27 protein-coding genes and 1 pseudogene are annotated in these 25,812 nt (G+C 54.8%); 14 read left to right on the plus strand and 14 right to left on the minus strand.

Annotated features, from left to right (window positions below):
* Positions 1–26: 26 nt before the first annotated feature.
* Positions 27–938, plus strand: a complete 912-nt coding sequence (locus tag CW267_RS04045; RefSeq protein WP_016160975.1) for a LysR family transcriptional regulator — start codon at positions 27–29, stop codon at positions 936–938.
* A 691-nt stretch (positions 939–1,629) separates the two neighbouring features.
* On the opposite strand, the gene CW267_RS29990 is transcribed toward CW267_RS04045, so the two are convergent.
* On the minus strand, positions 1,630–1,839 hold the full coding sequence (locus CW267_RS29990) for a hypothetical protein (RefSeq protein ID WP_131729304.1): 210 nt from the start codon (positions 1,837–1,839) through the stop codon (positions 1,630–1,632).
* 158 nt (positions 1,840–1,997) lie between these two features.
* On the opposite strand from CW267_RS29990, the gene CW267_RS04055 reads away from it, so the two are divergent.
* The 3 genes from CW267_RS04055 (at position 1,998) to CW267_RS04065 (ending at position 4,054) form a co-directional block, all read left to right on the plus strand.
* Entirely contained in the window at positions 1,998–2,579 is a 582-nt protein-coding gene (locus CW267_RS04055) for a cytochrome b/b6 domain-containing protein (RefSeq protein WP_008804998.1), read from the plus strand.
* 53 nt (positions 2,580–2,632) lie between these two features.
* Positions 2,633–3,322 carry a VIT family protein gene (locus CW267_RS04060; protein ID WP_012541806.1) on the plus strand — a complete coding sequence of 230 codons (690 nt, stop codon included), beginning with the start codon at positions 2,633–2,635 and terminating at the stop codon, positions 3,320–3,322.
* A 144-nt stretch (positions 3,323–3,466) separates the two neighbouring features.
* Entirely contained in the window at positions 3,467–4,054 is a 588-nt protein-coding gene (locus CW267_RS04065; RefSeq protein ID WP_023297570.1) for a LysE family translocator, read from the plus strand.
* A 10-nt stretch (positions 4,055–4,064) separates the two neighbouring features.
* Here CW267_RS04065 and CW267_RS04070 read toward each other — a convergent pair whose 3' ends face one another.
* Positions 4,065–4,958, minus strand: coding sequence for a LysR family transcriptional regulator (locus CW267_RS04070; protein ID WP_012541802.1), 894 nt, complete (start codon positions 4,956–4,958; stop codon positions 4,065–4,067).
* A 219-nt stretch (positions 4,959–5,177) separates the two neighbouring features.
* Here CW267_RS04070 and CW267_RS04075 point away from each other — a divergent pair, with 219 nt between their 5' ends.
* Together CW267_RS04075 and CW267_RS31645 are read left to right on the plus strand one after the other, a co-directional pair.
* Positions 5,178–5,723 carry a GNAT family N-acetyltransferase gene (locus tag CW267_RS04075; RefSeq protein WP_100781036.1) on the plus strand — a complete coding sequence of 182 codons (546 nt, stop codon included), beginning with the start codon at positions 5,178–5,180 and terminating at the stop codon, positions 5,721–5,723.
* Between the two features lie 349 nt (positions 5,724–6,072).
* Complete coding sequence (locus CW267_RS31645; RefSeq protein ID WP_012541799.1) at positions 6,073–6,195, plus strand: small membrane protein; 123 nt, start codon at positions 6,073–6,075, stop codon at positions 6,193–6,195.
* Here the strand turns inward: CW267_RS31645 and CW267_RS04080 are convergent.
* Complete coding sequence (locus CW267_RS04080; RefSeq protein WP_012541798.1) at positions 6,192–6,821, minus strand: helix-turn-helix transcriptional regulator; 630 nt, start codon at positions 6,819–6,821, stop codon at positions 6,192–6,194. The genes CW267_RS31645 and CW267_RS04080 overlap by 4 nt on opposite strands.
* Before the next feature lie 428 nt (positions 6,822–7,249).
* Positions 7,250–7,345: a YnaM/YnfT family protein gene (locus CW267_RS31545; protein ID WP_272482055.1), complete on the minus strand. Its 96-nt coding sequence runs from the start codon at positions 7,343–7,345 to the stop codon at positions 7,250–7,252.
* Here CW267_RS31545 and CW267_RS30315 point away from each other — a divergent pair.
* From CW267_RS30315 to CW267_RS04100, 3 genes and pseudogenes are all read left to right on the plus strand, one after another.
* A pseudogene (locus CW267_RS30315) lies at positions 7,305–7,397 on the plus strand (hypothetical protein); the annotation flags it as partial. The gene CW267_RS31545 and the pseudogene CW267_RS30315 overlap by 41 nt on opposite strands.
* A 453-nt stretch (positions 7,398–7,850) precedes the next feature.
* Positions 7,851–8,324: an Hsp20 family protein gene (locus CW267_RS04095; RefSeq protein ID WP_012968287.1), complete on the plus strand. Its 474-nt coding sequence runs from the start codon at positions 7,851–7,853 to the stop codon at positions 8,322–8,324.
* Positions 8,325–8,491: 167 nt separating this feature from the next.
* The gene (locus CW267_RS04100; RefSeq protein WP_012968286.1) at positions 8,492–9,004 is read left to right on the plus strand and encodes a 2-oxo-tetronate isomerase; all 513 of its coding nucleotides are present in this window, start codon (positions 8,492–8,494) and stop codon (positions 9,002–9,004) included.
* 20 nt (positions 9,005–9,024) lie between these two features.
* On the opposite strand, the gene CW267_RS04105 is transcribed toward CW267_RS04100, so the two are convergent.
* On the minus strand, positions 9,025–10,242 hold the full coding sequence (locus CW267_RS04105; RefSeq protein WP_064160358.1) for a diguanylate phosphodiesterase: 1,218 nt from the start codon (positions 10,240–10,242) through the stop codon (positions 9,025–9,027).
* A gap of 402 nt (positions 10,243–10,644) precedes the next feature.
* On the opposite strand from CW267_RS04105, the gene CW267_RS04115 reads away from it, so the two are divergent.
* Positions 10,645–10,764 (plus strand): small membrane protein, encoded by a 120-nt coding sequence (locus tag CW267_RS04115; RefSeq protein WP_137036724.1) that lies wholly within the window; start codon positions 10,645–10,647, stop codon positions 10,762–10,764.
* A gap of 28 nt (positions 10,765–10,792) precedes the next feature.
* Here the strand turns inward: CW267_RS04115 and kbvR are convergent, their stop codons facing one another.
* Positions 10,793–11,404: a LuxR family transcriptional regulator KbvR gene (gene kbvR / locus CW267_RS04120; RefSeq protein WP_008804989.1), complete on the minus strand. Its 612-nt coding sequence runs from the start codon at positions 11,402–11,404 to the stop codon at positions 10,793–10,795.
* 309 nt (positions 11,405–11,713) lie between these two features.
* Here kbvR and CW267_RS04130 point away from each other — a divergent pair, with 309 nt between their 5' ends.
* Positions 11,714–12,613 carry a helix-turn-helix domain-containing protein gene (locus tag CW267_RS04130; RefSeq protein WP_048964600.1) on the plus strand — a complete coding sequence of 300 codons (900 nt, stop codon included), beginning with the start codon at positions 11,714–11,716 and terminating at the stop codon, positions 12,611–12,613.
* Positions 12,614–12,661: 48 nt separating this feature from the next.
* Here the strand turns inward: CW267_RS04130 and CW267_RS04135 are convergent, their stop codons facing one another.
* The 5 genes from CW267_RS04135 to ltnD are packed head-to-tail and all read right to left on the minus strand — an operon-like array spanning position 12,662 to position 17,663.
* A complete protein-coding gene (locus tag CW267_RS04135; RefSeq protein WP_100781035.1) occupies positions 12,662–14,026 on the minus strand; it encodes a GntP family transporter in 1,365 nt (454 codons plus the stop codon).
* Between the two features lie 57 nt (positions 14,027–14,083).
* Complete coding sequence (locus CW267_RS04140) at positions 14,084–14,866, minus strand: HPr family phosphocarrier protein (RefSeq protein WP_032735534.1); 783 nt, start codon at positions 14,864–14,866, stop codon at positions 14,084–14,086.
* 4 nt (positions 14,867–14,870) lie between these two features.
* Positions 14,871–15,491 carry an aldolase gene (locus CW267_RS04145; protein WP_008804985.1) on the minus strand — a complete coding sequence of 207 codons (621 nt, stop codon included), beginning with the start codon at positions 15,489–15,491 and terminating at the stop codon, positions 14,871–14,873.
* The gene (gene otnK / locus CW267_RS04150; RefSeq protein WP_032730293.1) at positions 15,484–16,749 is read right to left on the minus strand and encodes a 3-oxo-tetronate kinase; all 1,266 of its coding nucleotides are present in this window, start codon (positions 16,747–16,749) and stop codon (positions 15,484–15,486) included. The genes CW267_RS04145 and otnK overlap by 8 nt, the downstream gene beginning before the upstream one ends.
* Before the next feature lie 11 nt (positions 16,750–16,760).
* Complete coding sequence (ltnD, locus tag CW267_RS04155) at positions 16,761–17,663, minus strand: L-threonate dehydrogenase (protein ID WP_022065597.1); 903 nt, start codon at positions 17,661–17,663, stop codon at positions 16,761–16,763.
* A 260-nt stretch (positions 17,664–17,923) separates the two neighbouring features.
* Between ltnD and CW267_RS04160 the strand changes: the two genes are divergently transcribed.
* Entirely contained in the window at positions 17,924–18,685 is a 762-nt protein-coding gene (locus CW267_RS04160) for a DeoR/GlpR family DNA-binding transcription regulator (protein WP_008804982.1), read from the plus strand.
* A 17-nt stretch (positions 18,686–18,702) separates the two neighbouring features.
* Here the strand turns inward: CW267_RS04160 and CW267_RS04165 are convergent, their stop codons facing one another.
* On the minus strand, positions 18,703–19,563 hold the full coding sequence (locus CW267_RS04165) for a class A beta-lactamase LEN-9 (protein WP_032735535.1): 861 nt from the start codon (positions 19,561–19,563) through the stop codon (positions 18,703–18,705).
* A 294-nt stretch (positions 19,564–19,857) separates the two neighbouring features.
* Between CW267_RS04165 and CW267_RS04170 the strand changes: the two genes are divergently transcribed.
* Together CW267_RS04170 and CW267_RS04175 are read left to right on the plus strand one after the other, a co-directional pair.
* Entirely contained in the window at positions 19,858–20,118 is a 261-nt protein-coding gene (locus tag CW267_RS04170; protein ID WP_012968279.1) for a hypothetical protein, read from the plus strand.
* An 86-nt stretch (positions 20,119–20,204) separates the two neighbouring features.
* Positions 20,205–21,293, plus strand: coding sequence for an AAA family ATPase (locus tag CW267_RS04175; protein WP_023322574.1), 1,089 nt, complete (start codon positions 20,205–20,207; stop codon positions 21,291–21,293).
* A 28-nt stretch (positions 21,294–21,321) separates the two neighbouring features.
* Here CW267_RS04175 and CW267_RS04180 read toward each other — a convergent pair whose 3' ends face one another.
* Together CW267_RS04180 and CW267_RS04185 are read right to left on the minus strand one after the other, a co-directional pair.
* The gene (locus tag CW267_RS04180) at positions 21,322–22,587 is read right to left on the minus strand and encodes an MFS transporter (RefSeq protein WP_008804978.1); all 1,266 of its coding nucleotides are present in this window, start codon (positions 22,585–22,587) and stop codon (positions 21,322–21,324) included.
* A gap of 54 nt (positions 22,588–22,641) precedes the next feature.
* Entirely contained in the window at positions 22,642–25,749 is a 3,108-nt protein-coding gene (locus CW267_RS04185; protein ID WP_100781034.1) for a beta-galactosidase, read from the minus strand.
* Positions 25,750–25,812: the final 63 nt, after the last annotated feature.

Genomic DNA, 25,812 nt, shown 5'->3' on the forward strand with positions numbered 1-25,812 from the left:
TCTTTAACAAGCCAGGCTTGATAATAGTGAATAAACTGGAAAGTATGGCGGTGTTTGTCCGCGTCGTGGACAGGGGCAGCTTTAGCGCTGTTGCTGAAGAGATGCGAATCAGCGGAACCATGGTTGGGCTGCATATCAAAGCGTTAGAGGAACATCTCGGCGTTCGCTTACTTAATCGCACAACGCGTCGGCAAAGTCTGACCGATTTTGGTCAGGGTTATTATCAGAGTTGCCGCCGGATATTAGCTGATATTGAAGATAGCGAGTCACAGGCATTTGCTCTTCACCAGAAGCCACGTGGAAAACTGAGAGTAGGTTGCCCAGTCTCCTTTGGTGTCCATGCGCTTTCGCCTGTTACTGCTCAGTTTCTTATTGAATGGACTGATATGGCAGTAGACCTGGTGCTGAGCGATAAATCGATGGATATGGCAGATGAAGGTTTAGATGTCATGATTAAGATTGGTGAGCTCCTGCATGTTAATACACTTGTTGCCCGTCCGATAGCGCCATATCGCTCAGTCATGTGTGCATCTCCGGCCTATATAAAACGGGCAGGGGAACCCATAACACCTGAAGAGTTATGCCATCATCGATGTCTTGGGTTTGCCCATCCCATTGCAGCGAATGAATGGACACTTCAGAGGGAAGGCAAACCTGTCAGAGCTCCGGTAAACATCACGATGACCTGTAACAATGGGGAAGCATTGCGAAGGGCAGCATTGAATGGATTGGGAATTATTATGCAACCCGAGATCCTGTTGGCTGAAGATTTGCAACATGGCCGACTGCTGCCTCTGATGTCTGAATTTCAACCATTAGCTAAGCCAGTGCATATATTGACCTTTGCAAACCGTCAACAGTTACCAAAAATCCGTTTATACGTTGATTTTTTATTGAAAAATTTCAGTGCATCACTCTACGCATTGAACCTTGAATAAATAATGAATTGTACGCGGCTACGGCTGACCGAATGCCGCATCGGTGGCAGAGAGGCACCATCTGACGTTGATAATACGTAATAATTCGCCTTTGTTCCTGAACACTCCCGAACGTGCGTCCCTTTTTAATCTTGACTTTGCATAAGATTGCTCGGTATGTTTCTCATCGTAGTGTATTATGCCAGATGAAATAAAGCCGTCTATAGCGTGGGTTATATCGTTAAAATGATATATTCGCGCTAATGATTTTTATCCAGGGAAGCAATGAATAAGGAAGTGCGCGAGTGTCTGATTGGAATATTATTGTGCTGTCTCTATTTTCAGCGACGTACCTGCCTTTGTTCTGGTTCGTAGGCATGCGGATAGCCTCTGAGGACATTCTCAGAAAGAGTAAATTTTACGAAGCGGATCCAAATGTGTTAGTCCCTGGATGGGCGAAGACATGCACGACGGTATTCTGTGTTTTGCACTACTGCCTGTTCCTCATTCCGCTGACTATGATTGACTGGTTACATGGCTTGGCTGCATTTGGAGCAGGGATTCTGTTGCTTGTGTTTCTCCCTTTATTCAGGAAAAGCTATATGCCTGTTTTTAAAGCACACGCTGTGTGCGTTCACAGGAGGGACCCTTCAACAGGACGATTATTAATTCGTGTGTTGAAGGCTAAGTCTTTTGGTTGAAAATGGTCTGTTTAGCCTTTATTCATATTACGTAAGTCTTCAAGCAAACCAGGTCCGTCCGGTAACCAACCCAGATGAGTCTGGGTAGCTTTGCCTGAAGCACCAGGATCAACATGAGCCAGTGCCAAACGAACCACGATAATGTTTACCCATTGAGGCAGCGTCTTCTTCTGTCGCTCCACGAGGAAATAAGGCGGAGGAGACAGGCGCATCAGTTTCACGAGTAAGTCCATGGATGCTATTAGCTGCTGAGATAGCCGGTATGGTTTGCCTTTTATTCATACATCATTCAGTGCACTTCAACATCAAGGCGTTAAGGTTGCGTTAACAAACAGACGCAATACTGATGTGGCCGATTCCCTCATAAAATGGCCAAATAATGAACGAACAACTTCGCAATGCGCTTCCGCATAAAGACACCCCTTTTTTCCGCATGCTGCATATTATTGTCGCCACCCTGATTCTGCTGCAGATCATTAGCTCTAATCTCACCGAAAGTGAGGCGCTTCGCGACGTAACTCTGACCGGAGTCGTGACATGGTTCCATGTTATCTCTGGATTCGCGCTGATGGTTCTTGGTGTAGTGATGCTGGTATGGATGCTTAAACAACGTGGGTTTCGTTACTATTTTGCCTGGTCGTCCCTTGATTTTCGCGGTGTAGTTGAAGACATTAAAATGCTAATGACATTTCGTCTTCCTGAAGCACATGCCGGTGGCATAGCGGCGATGATCCAGGGGCTTGGCGTACTTGCTTTGTTGGCGGTCGCACTCTGTGGAGGGCTCTGGTTTGTACTGGACACCGCGCCAGGGACGTCAACGGCGCTGGCAGAAGCGGTCCTGCATTTGCATAAATTTCTGACGGTGTTCATTGAAACCTATTTCTGGGCACATGGTGCGATGGGATTGCTGCATATCTTCCTCACCTTTCGCAGTCAAAAGAAACATCCCGTTGTTGGATAAGGTTCTGGTCTCTCGCTAATCCCGATGAGAGTGCGTATTAAAAGGAAAAAGGCATGCATCTTGAACGACACAGCATTGAAAGCGTCGGTTGGTTAAGGGCGGCGGTACTCGGGGCGAATGACGGGATTGTCTCAACCGCCAGCCTGGTGCTCGGCGTGGCGTCTGCAAATACCAGCCCTTCGGGCGTGTTGCTGGCCGGTGTCGCCGGGCTGGTTGCGGGAGCCATGTCGATGGCAACAGGGGAATATGTTTCGGTATCATCCCAGGCGGATACGGAAACCGCCGCGCTTGCCGAGGAAAAAAGTGAGCTGGACGCAGATTATCAGGGAGAGGTACGGGAGCTGACGTCTCTTTATATCCAACGCGGAGTGGAGCCTGCGCTTGCCCGCCAGGTTGCAGAGCAACTGATGGCTAAAGATGCCCTCGAGGCCCATGCCCGCGAAGAGTTGGGATTAACGGATACTCATTCTGCGCGACCTTTGCAGGCGGCCATTTTTTCGGCCGTGAGTTTTTCAGCCGGGGCGGGGTTACCCTTGATCGTTGCAGTGCTATCGCCAGCAAAACTGACTGTTATCGCGATTTTCCTATCCACTCTCTGTTCACTGGCTGCTCTTGGCTATTTCTCTTCCGTGGTGAGTAACGCACCGCCTGTCAGAGCTATCAGCAGAATTACGTTCTGGAGCACGCTGGCCATGCTTTTTTCGATGGGGATTGGGCGCATAGCCGGGCAGGTACTGCTGTAAAATTGCTAAATTATCAAACACACCTTTAGAGAATGAGCTATTTAATCTAACGTCCATATCGGGGTAGTCTTTAAATATAGCGAAATAACTTGTTATATAAATCTCGCTACAACGATATCTTTCATTGGCAACGTGGACGAAAAAATGGTTTTGATGGCTACTATGTTTCTGTATTCTCTGGCTCTGTCGTTTTCGCCCGGGCCAGTCAATATGGTCATTATCTCTTCAGGTGTTATGCATGGCTTTAGAAAAACATTCGCCTTCGTATCCGGTGCGACTCTGGGTTTCACCCTGTTGCTTATCTTTGTTAGTTTTGGGTTATACACAGTCATTGCCTCGCACCCATCATTTTTCAAATACCTGAATGTTCTCGGCTCGATTTTTATACTGTATCAGGGCTATAAAATTGCCACATCACAACCTGATTGGTCATTAAAAAAGGGAAATGCACCCGGATTTGTTCAGGGAGTGTTAATGCAATGGTTCAACCCAAAAGCCTGGGCTGCCTGTACCTCTGGAACTACCTTGTTTTCTGAGCCATCAACCAGTCTGCCCCTAATACTGTTCATTATTATTTACTTTTTTATCTGTTATATCTCATTATCAATTTGGGCAATCTTCGGTGATAAAATGTCAACATTTCTTCAGGGAAGGGCACAAATGCGTATCTTTAATTTATTGATGGGCGGGGTTTTATGCGTTATCGCATGTTATATGCTTTACCCACAATGATTTTAACTGTTCAAAGCTTATGTTGTTCCATAGCGTTATAAATGTAATTAATTAGTTTATAGGCGGCGCTGCTGGTTGATATATTGGCGGGCCAAATGGCATAAACTTTTAGCGGCTCTAATGACCAGTCAGGAAGTACTTCATGCATCTCCCCGAGTTTAACATCATTTTCGCAGAGGAAACGGGGAGGTACGGCAAGCCCTATGTTCTGTTTGGCAAGGACATAGGCAGCTTCAATGTTATCAACGCATACCATAGGAGCATACTTAATGACCGCCAGTTCGCCGTTTTTATGCCTGAACTCTCGGATGTTCTCTCTCATTGTTAACCCAATCCACGGCAGGGATCCCAGCTCAACGGGATGCTTAATGGGTTGGTGCTGCATGAGCAAGTCCTTAGACGCCACCAGTTGTCGTGGTAGAACAAATAGGTGTCTTGCTTTGAGTGAACTGTCCGGGAGTTCGCCAATACGGAAGGCGACATCAATGCTATCGGCGATGATGTCCTCGCGCAGATCACTATAAGAAATACTCAGGGAAATATCCGGGTTTTCTTTGATAAAATTCGCCAGATGGCGGGTGAATGGACCGTTTAAAAAAACAGCAGGGAGGGAAATGCGCAGCTTGCCGACGGTAGAGATAGAGCGTTGTTTAAATTCAATGACGCCCCTTTCATACAGCTCCAGCATCGATCTGGCGGTCTCCAGCAAACTGATGCCATCCTGCGTTAGAGAAATTTTTCGCGTATTTCTGTACAGCAAGGCGCTATTGAGGTTTTTCTCAAGTCTGGATAAATGTGTGCTTGCTGTTGCGGTCGTCAGGCCTAACGCTGCGGCGCCACCTGAGATAGAACCTCGTTCTACAATTTTGGCAAATACTATCAGGTAGCGGATGTCATCGATCATTTACAGTCCTGTGTTCACTCAGTAATGCTGGGCGTGGAGCCAGCAAAAGCGTTAATCCATCATAGAATTAACATATCCTATTTTCATCATCGGCAGCATAATTTTTCAAATGCTTCTCAACGCTGGCTAACCGGTTCCCCGGTATGGAGATTTGTGCTTCAATGGGCAGGCAGAAATCCTCGAAGCATCATCGGTAATATTCCCCGTCAGGAGGTAAGTTTGCACATTGATACCCATCGTTTGCATCTTCGCCCGGTCATGGCTTCCGATGTCGACGATCTGTACCGAATTTATGGCGATCCCGCGACCAATACCTTCAACCCCGCAGGACCGTACCCGAATATAGACTATGCGGAAGTTGTCCTGCGGCGCTGGCTCGCGCACTGGCAAACGCACGGATTCGGAAACTGGGCAATATCAATGCGCAATACCCCTGAACACATCATTGGCTTTGGTGGCGTCAGTCTACGCAGTTATAACGATGTCACCATTAACAATCTTGGATATCGGTTTTTTACTGAGGCATGGGGAAAAGGCCTGGCCACCGAGTTTGCGATTGACGCGATGAGATATGGCTTCGAGGTGCTTAAACTTGCGGAGATGTCAGCGGTTGTCCGGGCTAACCATCTGGCTTCGCAGAAAGTTCTCGAGAAAGCCGGGATGAGGTACATTAACGATATTGCTGATGTAAAAGATGCACCGCCGAGCCTGCTTTATTCATTGACGTTAAACGAGTGGTTAAGCCAGTTCAGTGGCTGTACATAACGTTTAGGTTAACCCTGGTGACGGGTAATGACGCGGTCGCCTTGGGCGATCTTTCCGGCAAAACCTGCTGGCATGCCCACGAAGATACTCTTAGACATCCGCCCCCAATTTTATGCTGGTATTATGGGAGTAACCGCTGCGCGTCACGCCTGCTTTACCCCGTGCAGCGATGTGCTTTTTATTAGCTAAATGCGCGCGTAATAATAAAAATAATTTCTTCAGCTTTATTCATTTTCAGAATTATCGCACAAGGTCTTACCTTAATCTGAAATGGCTGAGGGATAGTTGTTTTTGAAAACTTATACCCCGTATTATTTGATAATCATCTTTATCTCTGAAAAGGTCGTGTATGAGTAATTTTCTGCTATTAGCCCTGGCGGTGGTGTTATTGTTAACATCATTATTTTGTGGTCTGTCATATGTTAAAGACAGAAGGAAGCTTAAGATGCGTTTTAACAAAACCCGGCGTTAATGGGTTGCTATTGAGGATAGCGCAAGAGCGATGGCCGAGAATCGCGCCAGCTCTTGCTTAGTATCAATCTGGAATTTTTTCATGATGTTTATTTTGTGTGAAAAAACCGTCTTATGGCTGATGCCCAGCTCTTGCGCTATCTGTTGATTGTTCATTCCCGTTTTTATCGCATCGATAATATAAAGCTGCGATTTGGTCAATGTTAGTCGCGGGCATTTAAGGCAGCGTCTGCTGTCTTTTTCCGCCCCCCCAGCGACGGGTTTACTTAATGCCGTCAGACGGTTTGCAATTTGCTTTTTAATGCTGCGGAGATCGGCGTTGATACTGATAAAACAGGCATCACGCAGACAAAGCGGCAAACGGTCAACCCGGGCACAGCTGTCGCTGGGGACAAAAACAAAGACAGGCGTCTGTTGCGGTATCTTCTTGAAGTACGGGTGACACAGGTAATGTTCACCGGTTTCCATTTCCGTAAAAAGCACATCAGTCTGGCTAATGATGTCAGATGAATATTCGTGAAGGGAAAAGGGCGTACAGATATTTTCTTCGATTGCGATCTCGATCAGTAGCTCGCAAATTCCCCGTTTCAGATAAATATTTTCAGTGTTAATTAAAAAATCAGGCATAGTGATGATGAACGCGAAATGGATTAAGGTTGATAAAATTCTTTGAAGCAAATTTGTTTTGCGAATATGGGCTTAGGATATTTCTAATAACAAACAAAAGCAATAAGTCCAAAATTGGACTTATTGCTGTGCGGATGATATAAGATTTTTAAAATCAGTGAGTTACGTATATGGGTCGCATAGAAGTTGTCGGCAATTTGGCACAAACTGCTTAAATTGCTTATATTGCATGCGTTAATTCTGGTCTCAAATATATTAATCAAAGTAATTTATTCACTGTGTGAATTGCTATTTCAAAAATACGTTGTGCAGGCGCGGATCCTCGATGAGATCGCGCCTGAGCGAAGCCAGGAGTTGTCTTTGACAAAAAGGGAGCGAGGTATTGTCCCGCCGCTGCGGAGGGTGAACAGCAACGGCGTACAAAAGAATCAGTTATCGGGGTTGTTGGAAATGCCTTTCCAGACCATCCCCAGGCCGATCAACATCGACGCGAAGAGGGCGAACAGGGTGGTGGAGATAAAAATACCGGTCATGGTGGTGCCTCAGAAAGTGCGTATGCAGGTTATTAGGCACGGGACGGCGAGAAAGGTTCCTTGCAGGGCTGACTATTTTTTCGTCAGGGTTTGCCGGCTGATGCCAGCAAGGCAATGGCTTGTCAGCGCGCCTCGGGCGGCGGAGCGAGCCGCTGGTGAGGAACGCGCTTATCACTGCAGTCGTAAAGGGCAAAACGGACGGTGGGGGTGGTGGCGCGGTCCGGGCGTTGACATCCCTTTGAACAAGTTATATATACATGTCGCTTCTGTTTATTGAATGTTAAACAGCATCAGTTATGGGACTCAGAAGCGCCACTGCCCCCGCCGTCGGGCGGGGGTCACTCTGCCACCCGGCCTGGTTATTTTTTCCTGTGGCGAGTGATAAAAAATTTTATTTTCGCTCTTGAAAAATGCACTGCAGATATTATTTTATATAGCGGACAAGCAATGCTTGCCTTTATGTTGAGCTTTTGAATGGATATTCAGGAGGTTAATTATGGCACTCAAAACCTTGTCAGCACTCCCTGTTTTCGCTGATTCTCTTTTTGCCGATCGTTTCAACCGCATTGACCGTCTTTTCAGCCAGTTAACTGGCGATACGCCGGTGGGCGCCTTGCCGGCCTATGATTTGCAGAAAATAGATGACAGTAATTTCCTGCTCAGCGTCAGCGTGCCCGGCTGGAAAGATGAGGAACTGGAAATAGAGACCGTCGGCGGTAATCTGCATATTACCGGCAAACGTGCAGAAACTGATTCCGGGACCGACGGTAGCCAGCGCTGGATATATAAAGGCATCCGCCGCGCTGATTTCCAGCTGAGTTTCTCGCTTCCTGAACATGCCCAGATTAATCAGGCACAGCTGGATAGTGGGATCTTAAAGGTGACTATCCATCAGGAGATCCCGGAAAGCGAAAAACCGCGCAAAATTGCCATTGAGAGTCACGGCCGGGTGATTGAACACAAGGTCTGATTCGGCGACAGTTCAGACGAGTATTCGCTAAGGCCCGCGCAGCGGGCCTTTATTTTTCCACCCGAACTGACGCGATCGGTCTACTGCCGACGAGAGAAATCGATATGCTATTCTTTTAACTGGCGCGATGCTGCTGTTATTCCTTTGATATTTTGTGAGGGGTCTGAATGACAGACGAGATGAGTTACGATGCAAAACCGACCTCAGCGCTAACGGCGGAAGTGGCTCAGATGCTGGTTGCGCGGGGCTGGCGGCTAACCACGGCAGAGTCCTGCACCGGGGGCAATCTGGCGGCGGCGCTCTGTGCTCAGGCGGATACCGCGGCGTTTTATGATACCGGCGTCGTCACTTTCAGCGATGAAGCCAAACGAAACGTGCTGCAGGTTCGTGCGGAAACCCTGGCGGTACACAGCGCCGTCAGCGAAGCGTGCGTCCAGGAGATGTCGACCGGTATTCTGGCAATGGCTGACGCCGATATCGCCATCGCCATCAGCGGCTACGCGGGACCGGAGGGCGGGGAAGATGGTACCCCCGCCGGCACGGTATGGTTTGCCTGGAATTTTCGCGGCCAGACTGAAACCAAACGGATGTGCTTTGCCGGCGACTGTGAGACCGTGGTGGCGAAAGCGGTACGATATGCCCTGGCGGCGCTGAGCGAAAAGCTTGCCCACTGGCAATGACGATGCCCGGGTGCGCGTCCTTACAGGTCCGTTGCCTGGCGCGCTACCGGCCAGCAGATCTCCCCGATGCCGTTAAGGCAGGGTCGGGAAAAGAGAAATCCCTGAAACAGGCGAATGCCTACCGACTGCAGCCAGCACCACTCCTCAATGGTTTCGACGCCCTCGGCGACCACGGTGATGCCGAGATCTTCACAGCAGCGCACGACCGAGGCGACAATCGCCTGTTTGGTGCCGCTAATATGAATATCGCGCACCAGCTCCGCATCCACTTTGATTTTATCAGGCTGAAAGCGGGTCAGGAGCGACAGACCGGAGTAACCGGCGCCAAAATCGTCGATGGCCAGTTTCATGCCGGCCACGCGCAGCGCTTTGAGTACTTTGCGGAACTGGTCGAAACAGGAGATAACCTCCGTCTCAGTCACCTCGATCAAGACCTGTTCTGGCCTGAGACCTGCCGCCAGCAGGTTGTCCATCAGCCAGCCTACGGCGTCAGGATGGTTATACAGCGAGCCTGGCAGCAGGTTGACCGCCAGTTGCTGTTTGCCGAGCGGAAGGCGGGCGGCGAGAGAGAAGGCAAACGCTTTGCTCTCAAGGTCGAAACGGTAGCGATCTTCCGCCGCAATGGCGGCAAACATTTCCACGGGTGAGCCGCCGGTTGGGCTGCGGATCAGGGCTTCAAAGGAAGAGACCCGCCTTTTGGCCGGCTCGACGATGGCCTGCAGGGCGAACTGGCAGGGCTGATCCGTCAGGTTGCGCGGCGAGGCATTGCCCACTGCGGGAGTCATCGACCAGCGAGAAGGCTGCAGAGACTCGGGCAGGCAATAGCGCCCGCCGTCGGCGATAAAGGCGCTAATCAGTCTGAACATGCGGTCATTGACCGGCTCAGTTTTACCAAAGGTGCTGAAGCGCAGGATCTCTTCTACTGCAGCATTATTCTCATGATAGCGGAGATCCAGCATCCGCATACCGACGTCCCGAAAACGGCGATAGGCCGAGTAGTCGCGCATCAGCTCCACCACATCGCGATGTCGTGGGTCGAATTGTATTTTGCTGAATAACGACTCGAGGATCTCCTCATTTCCTTCCAGTACCTGGAAAAACTGCTGACCATTAAACAGCAGAATGCCGGTTATCCCGAGGGGCATATTTTTTCCGCTGGCGCGATGAATAAGGGCGTCAAGATCGGTCAGTGGCCGGGCTGGATCAACCTGGCTGCGGTAAATCAAGGTGGTTAGCATAGTCATTCCGTTCGCTGTAGCAGAGCCCGATGGCCTGTACAGAGCGAAAATAGGGAGGTAGGGCCATACCCTCAAGGAGGAGGCCAGCATTTTCTGACATTCAACCAACCGTGATGTCCGCTACGCGGAACGGGAGATTCACATGGTGATTCCCTCCACTCTACAGGGAATCGGATGTTTAGCTATCTTTTTCTCAATATCGTTGCTAAAAGACAATAACAGGCCATACATTTCTTCTAAAACTCGGGGGCGGAGACTGAACTTAGCGATTAAATAATGGCTGTCAGGAATTATCCTACCACGCTATGACGTGTTCTGGAAAAAAAGAAATGAGCTTGCATGGATAATATGAGGTCAATATTATCTATGCCAATCAAATTCTTTTTATTTTTCGAGGTTGTCATGGGTGATTTGCTTATTGTTTTATGTTTGATTTTTTGCCCCATTATTTCTTTGTGGAGCGGTATTTCCTATATTAAAGAGAGGCGTAAAAGACGTTATGTCTTCCGTTCCAGAAGATAATGAGTTAGCATAATAATATTTTACGAGGTTAACGTCTGGCGAGTATCTGGACAAGATTGTTGAATTGCTGACGACTCTTTAAATGGAACTTATTCATAATGTTCTTTTTATGCGAATGGATCGTTTTGTGACTAATTTTTAGTACAGTGGCAACTTCATGCGGGCTCAGGCCAATGCTGAACGCGTAGATGACTTTGGTTTGTGCGTCGCTCAATGACTTACAGGGACAATTTATGCAGCGACGCAGACGATTAAAGGGAGAGCCATGCTGTTCCGTTAAGGGGCGTTGAATTGCATGACCTATCACCTCCTTAAGAAGATGAACGGCGGTGTGCGGGTGTATAAATACCGCATGCTTAAAACAGTTGGGTAAGTGATCGATGACGGTAACCTCTTCATCATTCAGGAAAATAAAAAGTTGATAATTCTCTGTAGCGTGCTGTAAAAGTTCATGGCATAAGTACCATTCTCCCGCCACCATTTCCGTGAATATGACATCGGCTTGTGCAATCGACGCCGGCTTCCATTGCTGAGAAAACTGATAATGCGATCGCTCGCACGCCTGCATCGTTTCATTGACCAGTTCGGCAATCGCGACCCGCAGATAGTGATTTTTTATATTGAACAAAAAATTCGTCATATAACTTCCCTGTTGGGTATTAAAATGATATCAGGATAAATTAAAACATATAATGGCAATACGCCGATTATTTTTAGACGAGATAATCTAAGGGATGTTTTACACTAATGCAATATTCGCTGGAGAAAGTGGGATAACGGCAGGTGAGCATACGAAAGTTCCTAATAAACAAAACGTTAAACATATGTCTGTTAGGTTTTTCACTGATAATTATTTTTTTATTTTTGCCGTGCATAAAAAGCTTAGTGCTGTCCGCCGCCTGTTGTTAAAATTAGAGGAGGATAAGACTACAGGAAGTATGCGGTATCTATGAAGCAGATGCTCTATTTAAAAATGCTGGCGTGGCTGGAAGATAATATCTACTGTAACCCGTCTATCGATGACCTGGCGCAGTATATGGGGTATTCGCGGCGGTTTGTCTATGAGGTGTTTTATCAGTATGGTCAGTTACCCATCGGGCAGTATATCCGGCTGCGGCGGTTGACCATCGCGGCGGTGAGTCTGCGATTAACACGGCAACCGATCGCCGCCATTGCCTGGCAGTTAAGCTATGACTCGCCGCAGACTTTTTCCCGGGAGTTTAAGAAGCGCTTCTCGCTCTCGCCACGGGAATACCGTTGCGCCGTGCACTGGGACACGGCTTTGCTGTTAAAGAAATTCGACCCGGAGGGTGAGAGCCTGCCTCAGGGCCGTTTCTGTTCACTGCCCGAGAGGGTCTATCGTGGCTCTCCAATGAAGTATGAGCTGCGCCTGTCGGATATGGTATTGCAAAGCACGTCGAAGACGGCTGTCAGACAAAAGGTTGACCGTTTTTTTACCGCCGGCGGTGGCCGTCTCTCTGTGTTATCCGATTATTATGCGGCGAGAAACAATGAGCTTAACGTCGAGGTTAACGCTTTTGTCGGTTGTCATCGGGAGCGAGGGGCGCTGCCCGCGCTGACGACGAACAGCACGTTGACGACAAGGCCTGGGCTGTATGTTGGCGTTGAATTCTATGGCAGTTGGGCGCGTTACGCCCGTTTATCCAGCGATCTGTATATGGAATTGCTGCCAGCGCTGGGAGCAAGCCGCCGGGAGGGAGTCGACATTGAATGCTTTCTCGAGCGTCATACGGAAGGTGGGCCAGCGGCGGAAAGGCGCTATCGCGTACGCTATTTTATTCCGGTGACGCTGTCTGGTGAGGTGACAGCGCGGCCAGCGCCCGGCTAACTGACAAATGACAAATAAAGGTGGCCCGGTGGCCACCTTTCACGAATATCACAACACAAACCACAGCAGCCAGGTGATCAGAAAGCCCGTCACCCCCATGATGGTCGTCAATACGGTCCAGGTTTTTAACCCGTCCGGCACTGAGAGCCCGAGATAGCGCGTGACGACCCAGAACCCGGCATCGTTGACGTGCGATAACCCGAGCGAGCCGAAGCAAGTCGCCAGCGTTACCAACACCAGCTGAATCGGATCCAGCCCGATGACCGCCTGAGACAGCAGACCGGAGGTGGTGAGGATCGCCACGGTGGCCGATCCCTGCGAGGCCCGGAGTACCAGCGAGAGCAGGAAGGCGGCGGGCATCAGCGGCAGATGAATTGTCTCCAGCGCCTCGGCTAAGGCATTGCCGATGCCGGAGGCGACCAGTACGCCGCCAAAGGCGCCGCCGGCGCCGGCGACGAGGATCACATCCGCCGAAGAGGGGATCGCGCTGCCGGTGACTTCGCCCAGCTTTTTCAGGCTCATCCGCCGACGGATGCCCAGCGTCCAGCTGGCCAGGCCCAGGGAGATCAACAGGGCGACCGGTGGAGTACCAATGACGGTCATCAGCTGGCGAACCGCGTTTTCCGGCAGCAGCATTGCCTGACACAGCGTCCCGGAAACAATCAGCATAATGGGCACCACGATCAGTCCACCGATAACCAGCGCATTCGGCGGCGGCAGACGGGTCTGCTGCGCGTTAACGGAGAGGTCTGGCACTTCAGCTGTTTGCTGCTGTTCCAGCACGTTAATCGACAGATGATAATGGCGCCGATTGATAAACCGGGCGACAAAATAACCCACGATACCAACGACTATCGATACTCCAATCCCCGCCAGCATCAGCCAGCCCACATCGCTATGCAGAATGCCTGCCGCGGCCGCTGCGCCAGGGTGGGTGGGCAGCGCGACGTGCACGGTTAACATCACTCCGGCCATCGGCAGGCCAAACTTCAGCGGCGACACGTGGGCGACTTTGCTGAAGCCGTAAATTAACGGAATGATGATGATAAAGCCGACTTCAAAAAAGACCGGCGTGCCGAGAATAAAAGCCACGATGGTTAAGGCGGCAATGGTCCGTTTTGCGCCCAGTACGCCGGTCAACGTTTTCGCCAGCGATTCGGCGCCGCCGGACATTTCAATCAGCACCCCCAGCATTGAGCCCAGAATAATAATGCTGGCGATGTGACCAAGCAGGCCGCCCATGCCTTTTTCAATGGTGGTAATAATTTTATCTGCCGGAATACCGGTGGCGAATGCCACCAGCAGGCTGACGATCAGGAGCGCCACAAAAGGATGCGCTTTCGCTTTGATCACCAACAGGAGCAACAGCACTACGCTGGCTAACGCAATAAGTAACAGCGCCGATGTCGACATAGGTTTGCCTCGGGTATTAACAGGTGTACAGAGAGTTATTTTTTTAGAAAACGGCGTTTATTTTTTCCGGTAGGGCGAGAACCACCCCAGCCCGGAAAGCGTGTCTGCTCGGGGGATATATTCGCAGCCGATCCAGCCGTCATAACCGGTTTTATCCAGTAGCGCATAGAGCCACGGATAGTTTATTTCGCCCTCATCCGGTTCATGACGGTCGGGCAGGGAGGCAATCTGAATATGGCGATACTGGCCGGCATATTCGGTAATGAGATAGCTTAAATTGCCGTCCACCTTCTGCGCGTGAAACAGATCTAACTGCACCGCGACGTTCGGCCTGTCGACCCGTTTCACCATCTCCAGCGTTTGATATTGGCTGTGGTAGAGATAGCCCGGTTTGGTCTGGGGATTCAGCGCTTCGATGAGTATCCGCTTGTCGTGGCGGGCAAAGCACTCCGCCGCGTAGCGCAGATTATCGATAAGCACGGCCTCGCAGGCTGCGCGATCCATCCCCGGCTGTACCACGCCGGCCATGATATGCACCTGCGGGCAATCCAGCTGGCAGGCGTACTCCAGCGCCAGCTGGATCTGCTGGCGGGCCTCGGCGCTTCTGCCTGGCACCGCGGCGAGCCCCCATTCTCCGGCGTTGACGTCGCCAGGTGGGGTATTGAACAGCACCAGCTGCAGCTGGTTTTCCTGCAGGCGCTGTTTAATTTCCCCGGCCTCATACTCATAGGGAAACAGAAACTCCACGGCTTCAAAACCCGCGCGGGCAGCGGCGGCGAACCGGTCCAGGAACGGCAGTTCGGTAAACAGCATGGTTAAATTAGCAGCAAATTTTGGCATGGTTTTATCTCAGTTCATCCACTTCGTCAGTGGTCAGGTAACGGATCTCACGGTTGCCGAGGGTAAATATCAGCCGCGCGGTCTCTTCCAGCTCTTCGGTATTGTTGGTGGCTTCGCGCAGCGATGAGCCGGTGACCACCGGACCGTGGTTGGCCAGTAAAAAGGCGTTATAGCGCGGCGCCAGACCGGCCAGCGCCTGGGCAATACGGTCATCGCCCGGCCGGTAGTAGGGAACCACCGGGACGTCGCCGACACGCATCACCACATAGGGGGTAAAGGGACGAATACAGTTGTGCGGATCGAGCCCCTGCAGGCAGGAGAGCGCGGTCAGATAGTGGCTGTGCAAGTGGACGATCGCCTTGCAGGCCGGGTTGTGCAAATAGACCGCCCGGTGAAAAGTGACCTCTTTCGACGGTTTGTCGCCGGAGAGCCATTCACCTTGCAGCGTCACCACCGACAACCGCTGCGCCTGCAGTTCGCCGAGGCAGGAGCCGGTCGGCGTCGCCAGCAGGTTGCCGTCCGGCAGCAGCAGCGACAGATTGCCGGCGGAGCCGGTGGCATAGCCGCGGCTAAACAACGAGGCGCCAATCTGCACCATTTCATCTCGCAGCTGTTGCTCAGTCATGACGAAACTCCTGCTGGGCACGGGCAAAGAAGTGGATATCGCCGAAGTTACCTGACTTCAGCGCCAGGGAGAGCGGCTGGCGGGTGTCACGCACCCAGGGCACCCCGGGGGAGATGGTCGGCCCAATATGGAACGCCTCGACCCCCAGCGTCTGCGCCACAATGCTCGATGTTTCCCCTCCGGCCACAATAAACCGGGTAAATCCTTTCGCCTTCAGGGCGGCGGCAAGGGCGGCAAACAGCTGTTCCACCCGTTCGCTGCTGGCCTTGTCGCCATACTGCGCCTGGATCCGCTGCAGCGTTTGCGGCTCGGTGGTGGCATAGATCATCGGCGCCAGCGGCGCATCGCGCTGCGCGTCCACCCAGTCAGTCAGCGTCCTGACGTAGCTCTCCAGATCGGTAAAACAGGCGCTTAAGTCGACGGCGCGGGCGGGGGCCTGTTCACGATAGGCCGCCACCTGGCTGTTGGTCATCACCGAGCAGGAGCCCGAGAGCACCACCGCCGGGCCGGCCAGCGGCATGCCCGCCTGAGCGCTTTCACCCCGGGCGCCATGGCGCTGTGCCCAGTCGCGGGCGAGGCCGATGGCGAGACCGGAACCGCCGGAGACCAGCTTCATCTCTCGCAGCGCCACGCCCTGGGTGAGCAAATCCTGTTCACTGAGGGCGTCGAGCACCACATAGCGCACCGCCGGATCGCTGATTGTCGCCAGCGCGGTGGCGACCGCCTCCGGCCCCCGGGCGACAATCGGCCAGGCAATCAGCGCGGCTTTTCCGCGCCCCTGGCGCTCAATTAAGCGGCCCAGGTGCGCATCCTCCATCGGCGTCACCGGATGGTGGCGCATCCCGGACTCATTCAGCAGTTGCTCGCCGACAAACAGATACCCCTGATAGACCGTGCGGCCGTTCACCGGCAACGCCGGGGAAATCACCGTCCGCGTTTCACCCAGCTCGGCCAGCAGAGCATCCAGCACCGGGCCAATGTTGCCCTGCGCGGTGCTGTCGAACGTGGAACAGTACTTGAAGTAGAATTGCTGACAGCCCTGGGCCTGCAGCCAGCGCAGCGCGGCCAGCGACTGGCTGACGGCCATTTCCACCGCGCAGGAGCGGGTTTTCAGGCTGATGACCACCGCCTCGCTGGTCAGCGGAAGATCGCGGGTCGGTACGCCATTAAGTTGCACCGTCGGCATGCCGTTGCGCACGAGAAAGCTGGCGATATCCGTGGCGCCGGTGAAGTCATCGGCAATGACACCAAGCTGCATGTTATCTCTCCTCACTGTTTGTGGCCCGGCAGGGTGATGCCTTTGAAAATCTTGATCACCGCGCTGTCATCTTCCCGGCCGAATCCGGCATTGCTGGCGGAGGTGAACATATTTAGCGCGGTGGTGGCGAGCGGCAGTGGGAAGGTCAGCGCCCGGGCGGTGTCATTCACCAGACCGAGATCTTTGACAAAAATATCGACGGCGGATTTTGGCGAGTAATCGCCATCCAGGACGTGCTGCATGCGATTCTCAAACATCCAGGAATTACCCGCCGCGTGCGTCACCACGTCATACATCGTCTCCAGCGGGATCCCGGCGCGGGCGGCAAGCGCCATCGCTTCGGCGGCAACGGCGATATGCACCCCAGCCAGCAGCTGATGAATAATCTTTACCGTCGAGCCAAGGCCGATGTCGCTGCCGATGCGGTAGACTTTGCCGGCCACGGCGTCCAGTACCGGCGCGAGGCGGGCAAAGGCGGCATCGCTTCCGGAGGCCATCACCGTCATGTCGCCAGCGGCCGCTTTCACTGCGCCGCCCGATACCGGCGCGTCAAGCATCAATAGCTGGTATTCCGCCAGCGCCACGGCTATCGCCTGGGCATCGGCGGAGGCGATGGTGGACGACACCATCACGACGGTGCCGGGCTTCAGATGGGCGGCGAGGCCGGTTTCGCCGAACAGGATCCCCCGCACCTGGGCGGCATTGACCACCAGCAAGACGACCGCATCCAGGTCAGCGGCGAAAGGTACCGCGCTGGGGCCCGCGCCTTTGGCGCCCGCCGCCAGCAGTGCGCGACAGTTGTCGGGGTTGATGTCAACGCCCCAGGTGTTCAGGCCCGCCTGCAGGCAGGCGCGGGCGGCGCCCATGCCCATTGAACCCAGTCCAATCACGCAGACGTTAGTGTGTGCAGCCATGATGGTCTCCTTGTGAATATTAGTTAATTAATGTGATTTAATGATAGAATAAAGCGTTATCATGTGAATTTATGTGAGAGCTATCACGAATAACCTACATGAATATAAAAAATTCACAGGCGGAAAGAGGCTGCACAACGGCGATTCTTGCCCTAAAATAGCGTAAAAACAGCGGCAAAGCGCGATAACAACACAGAGTGTCGCCAGGTCCGCAGCCCGAGTGGTGACGCCTGGTGTGAAAAAATGGTAAGGGGAGAGCGGTGATTCCAATAGAACGACATCAGCGTATTTTAGCCCTGGTGGAGCAGCGTGGGGCGGTAAGCATTAATGAGCTGACGGAGATCCTCGGCGTGTCCCATATGACCATCCGTCGGGACGTCAGTAAACTGGAGGAACAGGGGCTGCTGGTCAGCGTCTCAGGCGGCGTGCGCGCCGTCAGCCGGCTGGCCACGGAACCCAGTCATCTGGTGAAAAGCACGCTGCAGAGCGAGGAGAAACAGGCGATTGGCGCGCTGGCGGCGAGTCACATCGCCAAAAACAGCTGTATCTATCTGGATGCCGGGACCACTACCCTGGCGCTGGCGCGGGCGATCCTCGACCGGGATGATCTGCAGGTGGTGACCAATGATTTTGAGATAACCCAACTGCTGATCGATGCCAGCCAGTGCGGCGTGATCCACACCGGCGGCACGCTGTGCCGGGAGAATCGCTCCTGCGTGGGCGAATCGGCGGCGCGAACGTTACGCCACCTGGCTATCGATACGGCCTTTATCTCCGCCAGCGGCTGGGACAGCCGCGGTATTTTCACCCCTGATGAGAACAAGGTTACCGTCAAGGAGACCGTCAGCCAGGTCAGCGCGAGAAGCATCCTGCTGTGCGACAGTTCGAAATACAATCAGGTGGCCACCTTTATGGCGTTACCCTTGACCCGGTTCACCACTATTATTACCGATCGGCATCTGTCCGATGCCGCCGCCAGTCATATTGCCCGGCACGCCTGCGAGGTGCTGCGGGCCGGCTAACGCACGGTACCGCCGGGTTAGCGTTGCCAGTGCTCGATCAGCGCTGCGCCGATCCCGGCGATATGTTGATTACGCTCGGCCATACTCGCCGGGGTATCCCGCAGATAGATCACCACAATGCGCTCCGGTTTGCCGTCCGGGCCGAGCAGGGCGACAATGCCGCGCGCACCCCGTTCGCCAGCCCCGGTTTTGTCGGCGATAAACCAGCCCGGCGGCAGCACGGCGCGGATCAGCGGGCCGGCAACCCGATCGTCCACCATCCACTGCAGGAGTTGCTGTTGCGAACGGGCGCTCAGATGCTGCGCGGTCAGTAGTTTGCGCAGCGTGGCGGCCATGCTGGCCGGGGTGGTGGTGTCGCGCGCGTCGCCGGGAAGCGCCTCATTCAGTGCCGTTTCCCAGCGGTCAAGACGGGTGACGTTGTCACCGATCTGGCGCAGAAAGGCAGTTAATCCCGCGGGGCCGCCGACGGTGGCCAGCAGCAGATTGCCAGCGCTGTTATCGCTCAGGGTGATGGCGGCGGCGCAGAGTTCGCCGATCGTCATCCCGTCGACAAGGTGTTTTTCGCTGACCGGGGAGTAGTCCACCAGATCCTGCTGGCGGTAGTGGATCCGCCGATCCAGTTGTTCGAGCCCGGCATCCACCCGCGCCAGCACCGCGCCGCACAGCAGCACTTTAAAGGTGCTCACCATGGGAAAGCGTTCATCGGCGCGCCAGGCGGCCAGCGTGCGGCCGCTGGCCAGATCCATTTCCACCATCCCCACGCGGCCCGACAGCTGGCTTTCGCTTTGTTTAATCTGCTCAAGCGGCTGTGGACCGGCGTATACCACCAGTGGCAGGGTGGCTAACAGGGAGATAACACACAGGCGAACATAACGCATAACCGCAATACTTCCTTGAGTGAGGGCCGATAAGGGCGAGCAAAGGGGCGACAAATAAGAATAACCCGGCGTTTTGCTGATTCACAATTCCTCTTTTTTCCTTCATCATTTGTCATCTTTTATTTCGAATAATCAATATTTAGCCCAGCCTCAGCACGCTATTTTTTGACTCAAGGCCGCGATGAACTATAAGAAAGTACGTAATGCCGCACTCAGGCTGGCGCCGTTTGTTGACGACAATGCCCGCCGGACTCCGCGGTTCGCCAATGATATACGCCATCCCGGGAGGAACTGGTGCACCCGATAATTAAGGTCATGCTGGTGGGAGGTAAGGCCGACGGGCTGTTGGTCAGCGTCGCCGATGACGCGACCGAGGTCTCGGTGACGCCTGCGCAGTACGGTGCGCTATCCGGGCAACCGCTGAGCTATCGTATTGTCAGTCAAACCATTGACGATGAACGCTATTATTTTGGCGTCTTCAGTGAAGCCCATCAGGATAGCGACAAGCTGACGCGGGTCGCCCTAACCCGTGGAATGAAAAAAATGTTCTGTTAAACCCTGCCCGAATGAGGGCGTGAGAGGGTATTCCTGGCGCCGCTCTGCTACTGTGGCAGCCTTCTATTTCCAGGGCAGGACCTATGATGATTCAGTACATCCGTATTCAAAACTTTCGCTCGGTCAGGGATATCGCGCTGGAGCTCGGGCCGCTGAACATTGTCTTCGGCCCCAACGGCTGCGGCAAATCCAATATTTATAACGCCATCCACCTGCTGACCGCCGCCGCTGACGGCAAGCTGTCGGGGTTTATCAGCGAAGAGGGCGGTCTGGAGAATATGATGTGGTCCGGGGAGCGTTCGCCCGTTGATCGTCATCCCCGCCGTCTGCAAATCGCCTGCCGGACCGACAGCTTCGATTATGAGCTGCAGATAGGCTTCCCGGAAAAATTGCCCTATCCGACGCAGTTCATGCTCGATCCCATCGTTAAAGAAGAGAACATCTGGCTGGCCGGCTACTCCCGCCGGCCTTCCTCCCGCGTACTGCAGCGTAAGAATCAGGCGGCGTTTCTCGTCGATGTGACGGGGGAGAAAAGTACGTTCACTGAGAGCATCTATGAAAACGAGTCGGTGTTCGGTCAGCTCGGCGAACCGCATCGTTTTCCCGAGGTGTCGCGGGTGCGGGAGACCCTGCGCCGCTGGCGGTTTTACCATGAGTTCGCCATCGGCCGCCATTCGCCGCTGCGTCAGCCGGCCGTGGGATACCGTTCGCCAGTGCTCGACAGCGATGGCCATAATCTGGCGGCCGCCTTTCAGACCATTGTCGAAATTGGCGCGGAAGAGATTTTGCACGAGATCCTCGCCGACGCCTTTCCTGGCTGCCAGTTTTACTGTGAAAACGAGCAGTCACGTTTCGCCCTGAAAATGCGTCGCGAGGGGATCCGCCGCCCGCTGCTGGCGGCGGAGATGTCTGACGGTACGCTGCGCTTTTTGTGCCTCGCCGTTGCGCTGCTCAGCCCGCGCCCGCCGGCCTTTCTGGCGATCAATGAACCGGAGAACAGCCTGCATCGCGACATGTTGCCCGCGCTGGCCCGGCTGATTATCGAGGCCTCGCGCTACAGCCAGATCTGGCTGACCAGCCACTCGGCAGAGCTGGCGGAGCTGATTGCCGCCGGGGCGCCTTGTCAGCGCTATGCCCTGGAGAATCGCGGCGGGGAGACGCGGATTGTCGAGTGAGTCCCGTCGTCCCTGACGGGAGCCGGAGTCAGGCGGGGGTCTGCGTCCCCGCTGCTGGCAGCAGATTTTTCCCGCCCCGTAAGGTAAAGAACGAGAGCAGGGTGAAGCTCAGGGTGATACACCCGAGGATCAAATAAGCCTGATGGAAGCCGACGGTGTCGTACATCCGGCCGACCCAGGCGGAAAGCACCACCCCGGAAAGCTGTTTCGACAGGTTAAAGCCGATCAGAAACAGGGTGGCCGAGAGCCGCGGGTTAAAGGCGGAGGAGATATATTTAAAGGTCCCGACCAGCAGGAAGGGGATCTCAAACATATGCAGCATCTTGAGGATCACCACCTCCACCGCCGATGAGGCAAAAGACGACCCGAGAATACGCACCGACATGATCATCCCCGCGGTCAGCAGGGCGTTTTTGGCGCCGATGCGGTTAACGATGGCCGGGGCGCAGAACATAATTAGCGCGTTGAGCAGCTCGCCGCCGGTGGTAACAAAGCCAAACACTTCGGTCCCGCGCTGCGGGCTGGCGAAAAAGCTTTTGAAAAAGTTGGCGAACTGCTGGTCAAACACGTCATAGACGCTGGCGACGCCGATCACATAGACGATAAAGCCCCAGAAGCGCGGCATACGCAGCAGCTCTGCCGCCGTGCGCAGCGAAAAGGCCTGGCGATTGGCGCCCAGCGCCTCGATAACCTCGGCGCTGTTGCTGCTTTCCGGTCGCGACAACCAGAGCAGCAGACCGAGCACCAGCGCAAAACCGGAGGCGATCCAGAAGGTGATGTTGGGATCGATGCCGAACAGCACGCCGGTTATCGAGGCGCACAGCGCCCAGCCGACGCAGCCTGCGACCCGCACTTTGCCATATTCAAAGCGGTTGGCCCGGCTGACGCGTTCGATATAGGCTTCCACCGCCCCGGAGCCGCTGGAGAAAACAATCCCCAGATAGATCCCGCCCGCCAGCGCCCCGGCGATAATATTCATTTGCAGCAGCGGTGAAAAAACGAAAATAAAGAACGGTGCGAACAGAATTAACAGCACCGTAATAGTCCACAGCAGATGTTTGCGCAGGCCGAGCTTATCCGACATCAGGCCAAACACCGGCTGAAAAATAATGGCGAATAACGAAATAGACGAGAAAACGATCCCGGTTTCCGTCTTGGTTAAATGGTTAACGTCCGCCAGCCACACCGGAAAAAACGGAAAGTAGGCCGACATAATGAAATAGTAAAAGAAAAAGAACAGCAGGAAATAGACAAAATTATGCCGTTCTCGTGGCGCCAGTTCAGAGAATTTCATCACCATGATCCCTTGTTATTCTGTTTGTAGGGTGGGGGCTGTCGCCCCCACGGATTAAAGGCAACGCAATGAGACCTCGTACTGCCAGCGCGTTTGGCTCAGGAGCCACTGCGGTAGCACGCTGGGGGTCCAGGAGTCATCGCCTCCCACCCCCATATGCAGGCCGTCAAGGGTGATCCACACGCCGTCTTCGGCCTGCATCTTGTGCCAGTGGTCGGTCTCCATCAGCTGACGGGTACTCCACGGCTGAACGGAGAAGTGGAAATGACCGCTGACGTGCCAGCGTCCCCAGTCCAGCGCCTGGGTATCGCAGCGCAGGCCGTTTTCCGTCGGGAAGATGTAGGGCGTCGTCATCGCCGCCAGCGGCTGCTCCCAGCGGGCGAAGCAGGCGCTGCTCCGCCGGTCGGGGTAGTTCTCATGCGGCCCCAGCCCCAGCCAGCTCACCGGCGCCTGCTGATCCGCCACCTGGAAGTGCAGCCCGACCCGCGGCAGCGGCGGCAGGGTTTCTGCCCGTTCGCCGTCCACCGCCAGCCGCAGCGTACCGTCCGCGGTGAAGTGCATGCGCCAGTGGCTGACAATCACTACCTCTTCGCCGCGCAGATAGTGCCAGCGACAGTCGACGAGGGTTTCATTTGCCAGGCGCTGCGCATCGCACTGGACGCAGTGCGCCTCAAGATCGTACAGGCCGGCGCTTTTCCAGCGCTCCACCCAGGCGTTGGGGTCGATGCGCTCTACTTCGCTGACCCCGATGTCGTTGTCGAGCGGCGCGCGAATAAACTGGTCACGCAGGGGGGTCAACAGCTGCTCCTGACCGCCAACCGACCAGCGGCTCAGCAGACCCGTCCGGCGATCGATGGTCCAGCATTGCGAACCGGCGCGGATCTGCCAGATCTCGTCGCTGACGATAAGATCCGGAGCGCCGGCAGACACCGTGGGCGCCGGCAGCGCCAGCGGGGCGGGCAGGGGAAACTGTTGCCAGGCGACGCGGTGTTCCGCTTCTGACCAGGCGGTCGCCCGGGGCTGGGTCACCTCCAGCGTCAGCCACACCGCGCGGGCGCCTTCAGGCAGGATCAGGCTGTCGAGCAGCGTTATCTCGTCGCTGCCCTCAGGGGGCAGCGCAAGGGTCAGGTTGCCGTGATACAGGGTTTCACCGGCCGACTGCACCTGCCAGCGCACCACTTCGTTATCGGTTGGACGGAACAGGTATTCGCTGGTGATGCGCACCCGCAGCGGCGAGGTCGACAGCAGCGTGAACTGAAAATACTGCTGGGCGTGCTTCGCCTCCACCAGCGACGGATGCGGCGTGCGATCGGGAAACACCAGACCGTTCATACAGAACTGGCGATCGTTAGGCTTATCGCCAAAGTCGCCGCCATAGGCCCAGCCGACGCTGCCGTCGTCAAAGATTTTGCGGATCGCCTGGTCGGCCCAGTCCCAGATAAACCCGCCCTGTAATCGCGGATACTCGCGGAAGGCCTGCCAGTAATCGGCGAAGTTGCCGAGGCTGTTGCCCATCGCGTGGGCATATTCGCAAAGGATCAGCGGCCGCTGCTCGCCGGGCAGGCTGATCCATTTTTTGATCCCCCATTTGGGTACCGCCGGGATCGGCTGGTCGCGTTCGACGCGGGCGTACATCGGACAGATAATATCGGTGGCGGTGGTATCCGCGCCGCCGCCCTCGTACTGCACCGGACGGCTCGGGTCGTTGCGTTTCAGCCAGTGGTACAGCGCTTCGTGGTTGCCGCCGCCGCCGGACTCGTTGCCCAGCGACCAGATGATAATGCACGGATGGTTGCGGTTGCTCTGTACCATCCGGGTGACGCGGGCGCTGAAGGCTGGCAGCCACGCCGGATCGTCGGACAGCCGATTCATCGGCACCATCCCGTGGGTTTCAATATTAGCTTCATCGACCACGTACAGACCGTAGCGGTTGCAGAGTTCATACCAGCGCGGCGCGTTGGGGTAGTGCGAGCAGCGCACGGCGTTAAAGTTGTTCTGCTTCATCAACAGAATGTCCTGCACCATATCCGCCTCGGTGACCACCTGACCGCGCAAATGATGATGCTCATGGCGGTTAACGCCGCGGATCAGCAGCGGTTTGCCGTTAAGACGCAGCAGGCCATCGACAATCTCGATGCGGCGAAAACCGATGTCCCATGCTTCGGCCTCCAGCAGTTCGTCGCCGCGCCACAGGGTGACCACGGCGCGATAACAGTTTGGAATTTCCGCGCTCCAGTGCGCCGGCGCCGTCACCGCCAGAGCAAAATCGACCCGTTCCGCGTAGTGGCCGCGTTCATCCACCGCCGGGGTGCCTAACGGCTGCCGCCCGGCGGCGACCTGCTCCTCGCCACGCCACAGGCTAACCCCGACGCTGAGCCCGGCAAGGGCCGCCTCTGTCGCTTCGACGGTCGCCTGGACCTGCAGAGTACCATCGCGGTAGAGGGCGTCGAGGGCTGGCGTCAACTGCACGTCGCATAGCCGTTGCTGCGGCTTATTCAGCAGCCACACCGAGCGGAAAATGCCGCTCATCCGCCACATATCCTGGTCTTCCAGCCAGCTGCCGGCGCTCCAGCGCATGACCATCACGCACAGGCGGTTGTCGCCCGGGCGCAGGAAGGGGCTGAGATCGAACGCTGCCGGCAGGCGACTGTCCTGCGAATAGCCGACCCAGACGCCATTGCACCACAGATGAAACGCCGAGTTGACGCCATCGAAAATAATCTGCGTTTGCCCGTTCTCGCGCCATGTGTCCTCAACCGTAAAGTGCAGGGAATAACAGCCGGTCGGGTTATCCTCCGGCACCCGCGGTGGCGTGGTATCGATGGGATAGCGGACGTTGGTGTAGATCGGCGCGTCATAGCCCTCCATCTGCCAGTTGGAAGGCACTGGCGTGCCGCGGCTGTCCGGCAGATCCTGCGTCAGCCACTGCGCATCGACGGCAAACGGGCTGCGGGCATAAACGAACTGCCACTCGCCGTCCAGCTGACGGCGGCGTGTGGAGGGATGGTTATCCCGGGCGGCAAGCTCATCGCGCCAGCTGGCGAAAGCGGGATGCGCCGGCAGGCGGTTAAGGTGGGTAATGGTCTGGTTCTGCCAGTCTTCACGGGCGAGGACGGCGTCAAAGTTGGGCATGTGGCTGTGGCCGGTATCGCTAATTTGCATTTTAATCCCCGGTAAGTCAGAAAATGTCGTTCGCTAAACAGGATGATTAACGTTATCGGGTAA

It is taken from the genome of Klebsiella sp. X1-16S-Nf21 (genome assembly GCF_002837615.1).
In the GTDB taxonomy this organism is placed as follows: Bacteria; Pseudomonadota; Gammaproteobacteria; order Enterobacterales; family Enterobacteriaceae; genus Klebsiella; species Klebsiella variicola.

Bases quoted from the DNA above. Each gene is read 5' to 3' on its own strand.
- CW267_RS04065 (WP_023297570.1), top strand. From the start codon at position 3,467: ATGGTTTTGATGGCTACTATGTTTCTGTATTCTCTGGCTCTGTCGTTT.
- CW267_RS04130 (WP_048964600.1), top strand. From the start codon at position 11,714: ATGAAGCAGATGCTCTATTTAAAAATGCTGGCGTGGCTGGAAGATAAT.
- CW267_RS04140 (WP_032735534.1), bottom strand. From the start codon at position 14,866: ATGCCAAAATTTGCTGCTAATTTAACCATGCTGTTTACCGAACTGCCG.
- CW267_RS04070 (WP_012541802.1), bottom strand. From the start codon at position 4,958: ATGATCGATGACATCCGCTACCTGATAGTATTTGCCAAAATTGTAGAA.
- CW267_RS04100 (WP_012968286.1), top strand. From the start codon at position 8,492: ATGACAGACGAGATGAGTTACGATGCAAAACCGACCTCAGCGCTAACG.
- CW267_RS04105 (WP_064160358.1), bottom strand. From the start codon at position 10,242: ATGCTAACCACCTTGATTTACCGCAGCCAGGTTGATCCAGCCCGGCCA.
- kbvR (WP_008804989.1), bottom strand. From the start codon at position 11,404: ATGACGAATTTTTTGTTCAATATAAAAAATCACTATCTGCGGGTCGCG.
- CW267_RS04185 (WP_100781034.1), bottom strand. From the start codon at position 25,749: ATGCAAATTAGCGATACCGGCCACAGCCACATGCCCAACTTTGACGCC.
- CW267_RS04175 (WP_023322574.1), top strand. From the start codon at position 20,205: ATGATTCAGTACATCCGTATTCAAAACTTTCGCTCGGTCAGGGATATC.
- CW267_RS31645 (WP_012541799.1), top strand. From the start codon at position 6,073: ATGAGTAATTTTCTGCTATTAGCCCTGGCGGTGGTGTTATTGTTAACA.
- CW267_RS04095 (WP_012968287.1), top strand. From the start codon at position 7,851: ATGGCACTCAAAACCTTGTCAGCACTCCCTGTTTTCGCTGATTCTCTT.
- CW267_RS04055 (WP_008804998.1), top strand. From the start codon at position 1,998: ATGAACGAACAACTTCGCAATGCGCTTCCGCATAAAGACACCCCTTTT.
- CW267_RS04180 (WP_008804978.1), bottom strand. From the start codon at position 22,587: ATGAAATTCTCTGAACTGGCGCCACGAGAACGGCATAATTTTGTCTAT.
- CW267_RS04145 (WP_008804985.1), bottom strand. From the start codon at position 15,491: ATGACTGAGCAACAGCTGCGAGATGAAATGGTGCAGATTGGCGCCTCG.
- CW267_RS04060 (WP_012541806.1), top strand. From the start codon at position 2,633: ATGCATCTTGAACGACACAGCATTGAAAGCGTCGGTTGGTTAAGGGCG.
- CW267_RS04080 (WP_012541798.1), bottom strand. From the start codon at position 6,821: ATGCCTGATTTTTTAATTAACACTGAAAATATTTATCTGAAACGGGGA.
- CW267_RS04115 (WP_137036724.1), top strand. From the start codon at position 10,645: ATGGGTGATTTGCTTATTGTTTTATGTTTGATTTTTTGCCCCATTATT.
- CW267_RS04165 (WP_032735535.1), bottom strand. From the start codon at position 19,563: ATGCGTTATGTTCGCCTGTGTGTTATCTCCCTGTTAGCCACCCTGCCA.
- ltnD (WP_022065597.1), bottom strand. From the start codon at position 17,663: ATGGCTGCACACACTAACGTCTGCGTGATTGGACTGGGTTCAATGGGC.
- otnK (WP_032730293.1), bottom strand. From the start codon at position 16,749: ATGCAGCTTGGTGTCATTGCCGATGACTTCACCGGCGCCACGGATATC.
- CW267_RS04135 (WP_100781035.1), bottom strand. From the start codon at position 14,026: ATGTCGACATCGGCGCTGTTACTTATTGCGTTAGCCAGCGTAGTGCTG.